The sequence below is a fragment of the Kordia sp. genome, assembly GCF_022447245.1.
In the GTDB taxonomy this organism is placed as follows: domain Bacteria; phylum Bacteroidota; class Bacteroidia; order Flavobacteriales; family Flavobacteriaceae; genus Kordia.
The window spans coordinates 1-3,077 of the sequence record NZ_JAKVBC010000081.1 but is presented as its reverse complement, the minus strand read 5'-3'; the positions used below and the strand labels follow the sequence as shown (position 1 = coordinate 3,077).

Below are 3,077 nucleotides of genomic sequence, written 5' to 3'. Positions count from 1 at the left end.
TGTTGCTTTGGTATACTACTTTGATAAAAGCATGTGAGAATGAAACGAATATCAATTTACAACCTACAGTAACTGATATAACCAGTATAAAAACGGGTTTAAATTGAAGCTACAATCACGATGACTAAAACGATCAAGAAAAGTGTTAATAATAACTCTAAAACAAAAGGTTTAGCATGCAATTTCTGGATCTCTTCAACGGCTTCTTCAGCTTCTTTTTCTTTTAAGGATTCATTAATATCCTCAACATACGGTAGGTCTTTCTCATGAAAAAAATACTCTGTAAATTTAGAATCGGGAATTTCTCTTTTTACAAAATGAATTTGATGTTCTTGTAACGAATTATCAAAAAAACTTTCTGATTCACCGTTTGTGAACAACTTAAAATAGCGTTCTAATTTAACTTCTTTCATGCATGGTTAATGTTCAATAAAGATAGTAAATACAATCTTATTTTCTATTTTTACCAAGATTCAATAAATTTTTATGAATTATCGTTTTCCAAAGGAAGAAAAATTAAAGAGCAAAAAATGTCTGGAGCTACTATTTAGCGAAGGAAATGCCGTATCTAAATTTCCATTGAAGCTTATTTATATAGCTACCGATTTACCAAAAGATGTTCCAATTCAAGCAGGTGTTTCGGTTACTAAAAGACGTTTTAAAAAGGCTGTAACCCGCAATCGTATCAAAAGATTGATGCGAGAAGCCTATCGTTTGCATAAAAATGACGTTTTTAACACAATATCAACATCCTATGCCTTTATGTTTTTGTATATTGGAAAACAAGAACCGACTTTTGAAGAAATAGAAAAATCTATGGTTCGTTTGTTGGAAAAATTTATGGAAAAAATTGATACAACAAACACACTTGAAAACTAGATATACATAAGCTAATATTCTAGCTATTAATGAAGTAAAAAAATGAAGAAATTATTCAAAAAAAGAATTATAATTCCTGTATTGGCAATCACATTTGTATTTGGTGCTGTAGGTTTTAAAAGTGATTTCTTTGAAATTGCTAAGCAAATAGAAATATTCACTACCATGTTTAAGCAATTAAATATGAATTATGTAGATGAAACTAATCCTGCTGAATTGATGGATGATGCCATCAAAGAAATGCTAAATGATTTAGATCCGTATACCAAATTCTATAACGAGCAAGATGTAGAAGCGGCAAAAATTAGAAATGCGGGCGAATATTCAGGAATTGGTGCTTCTGTTCGAAGAAACAAAAACAAAATTACCATTATTGAACCTTACAAAGATTATCCTGCAGACAAAGCTGGATTGAAAGCGGGTGATGAAATTGTAAAAATAGGTGATATCGTTATCGCGAATTTTAAAGAAGATACTGGCGAATTGTTAAAAGGTGCAGCCGATAGTAAAGTAAAAATTGTATACAAACGTCAAGGAAAAGAATATACAACAGTGTTGACGCGAACCAAAATTGAAGTAGATGCAGTACCTTTCTATAAAATGATTGATGACAAAACAGGATATATTGTTTTAGCTAAATTCAATAAAAAAGCAAGTGAACAAACAAAAGATGCATTAGAAAGATTAAAAGAAGATGGTGCAGAACGAATTATATTAGATTTACGCGGAAATCCTGGAGGATTATTAAGAGAATCTATTGCTATTGTGAATTTATTCGTGCCTAAAGGCGAAGTAATTGTAACCACAAAATCGAAAGTTAAAAAATACAACAGAACCTATAAAACGAGAAAGAAACCTGTTGACACTGAAATTCCTTTAGTGGTTTTAGTAAACGGAAAAAGTGCTTCTGCTAGTGAAATTGTTTCTGGAGCATTACAAGATTTAGACAGAGCTGTCGTAATTGGTGCGCGTAGTTTTGGAAAAGGGTTGGTTCAACAACCTAAAAAATTAACCTACGGAACTCAGTTAAAAGTTACCATTTCAAGATATTATACGCCTTCTGGACGCTGTATTCAGGCCTTAGATTACTGGAATAGAGATGCTAATGGAAATGCCGTAAGAACGAATGAAAGCGATTATAATGCTTTTAAAACGAAAAAAGGAAGAACGGTTTATGATGGTGGTGGAATCAATCCTGATATTGAAATTTCTTCGCAAAAAACAAGTGACTTTACACGATCTTTAATTGGAAACTTAGCTATTTTCAATTATGCAACCACATTTTACAATCAGAACTCATTTGCTTCTATGAACGATTTTTCAACTGAAAATATAAACTACGAAGCGTTCAAACAAAGTGTAGCTGCTTCTGGAATGGATTATTATGAAACTAATACTGAAAAGGAACTCAAAAAAATTATGAGTACCAAAGAAGCATCAGATTTTGGAAATGCAGTTTCTAAAGAATATCAAGAGTTGTTAGCATCTATTGAACAAAGCAAATTAGATGCTTTAGATACATATAAATCACAAATTGAAGTAGAGCTTCAAAATGAAATTTTAAAGCGTTATTTCTATCGTGAAGGTTTATATCAATATCAATTAACACATGATGAAGCTATAAAAAAAGCAACGGAAGTATTAGCAAACAAAAGTGAGTACGACGCTATTTTAAATTAAAAAAGCTTATCGTACCATAGCAATGTGAGGAATTCCATCTTCTAAATACTCCTCTCCTATTTGTGAAAACCCATGAGAATTATAAAATTTTCGCAAGTACGTTTGTGCGGAGATTTTGATATCTTTTGTTTGATAATGTTTAGAAATTGCGGCAATGGAAGCTTTTATAATAGTATGACCATATCCAAAAGCACGTGCGCTTTCTGAGACTACTACTCTACCAAAACTTGCTTTTTCAAAATAATCACCAGCATTAAAAAGTCGTGTATAGGCAACAACTTTTTCATGTTCATTTTTACCGATAACGTGAAGCGCTTTTCTATCTTTTCCATCAATATCTTGATACATGCAATCTTGTTCTACCACAAAAACTTCACTTCGTAATTGTAATACGTCATACAATTCATCAATAGTGAACTCATTAAAAGGTTTTATTGTTACTGTTAACATATAATATTCAAAATCAATTAGTTAAAAATATTTACAAACATTTTACAATATATTTTGCAAAATGTTTG

General features: G+C 31.1%; 4 protein-coding genes. 2 read left to right on the top strand and 2 right to left on the bottom strand.

Annotation, left to right across the window (positions count from 1 at the left end; genetic code table 11):
• Positions 1-98 precede the first annotated feature (98 nt).
• Complete coding sequence (locus MK119_RS24135; protein WP_290684285.1) at positions 99-413, bottom strand: hypothetical protein; 315 nt, start codon at positions 411-413, stop codon at positions 99-101.
• A 73-nt stretch (positions 414-486) separates the two neighbouring features.
• On the opposite strand from MK119_RS24135, the gene rnpA reads away from it, so the two are divergent.
• The gene (gene rnpA / locus MK119_RS24130) at positions 487-879 is read left to right on the top strand and encodes a ribonuclease P protein component (RefSeq protein ID WP_290684283.1); all 393 of its coding nucleotides are present in this window, start codon (positions 487-489) and stop codon (positions 877-879) included.
• A 42-nt stretch (positions 880-921) separates the two neighbouring features.
• Positions 922-2,559: a S41 family peptidase gene (locus MK119_RS24125; RefSeq protein WP_290684280.1), complete on the top strand. Its 1,638-nt coding sequence runs from the start codon at positions 922-924 to the stop codon at positions 2,557-2,559.
• A 6-nt stretch (positions 2,560-2,565) separates the two neighbouring features.
• On the opposite strand, the gene MK119_RS24120 is transcribed toward MK119_RS24125, so the two are convergent.
• Complete coding sequence (locus MK119_RS24120; RefSeq protein WP_290684277.1) at positions 2,566-3,009, bottom strand: GNAT family N-acetyltransferase; 444 nt, start codon at positions 3,007-3,009, stop codon at positions 2,566-2,568.
• Between the last annotated feature and the right edge of the window lie 68 nt (positions 3,010-3,077).

Bases quoted from the DNA above. Each gene is read 5' to 3' on its own strand.
- MK119_RS24125 (WP_290684280.1), top strand. From the start codon at position 922: ATGAAGAAATTATTCAAAAAAAGAATTATAATTCCTGTATTGGCAATC.
- MK119_RS24135 (WP_290684285.1), bottom strand. From the start codon at position 413: ATGAAAGAAGTTAAATTAGAACGCTATTTTAAGTTGTTCACAAACGGT.
- MK119_RS24120 (WP_290684277.1), bottom strand. From the start codon at position 3,009: ATGTTAACAGTAACAATAAAACCTTTTAATGAGTTCACTATTGATGAA.
- rnpA (WP_290684283.1), top strand. From the start codon at position 487: ATGAATTATCGTTTTCCAAAGGAAGAAAAATTAAAGAGCAAAAAATGT.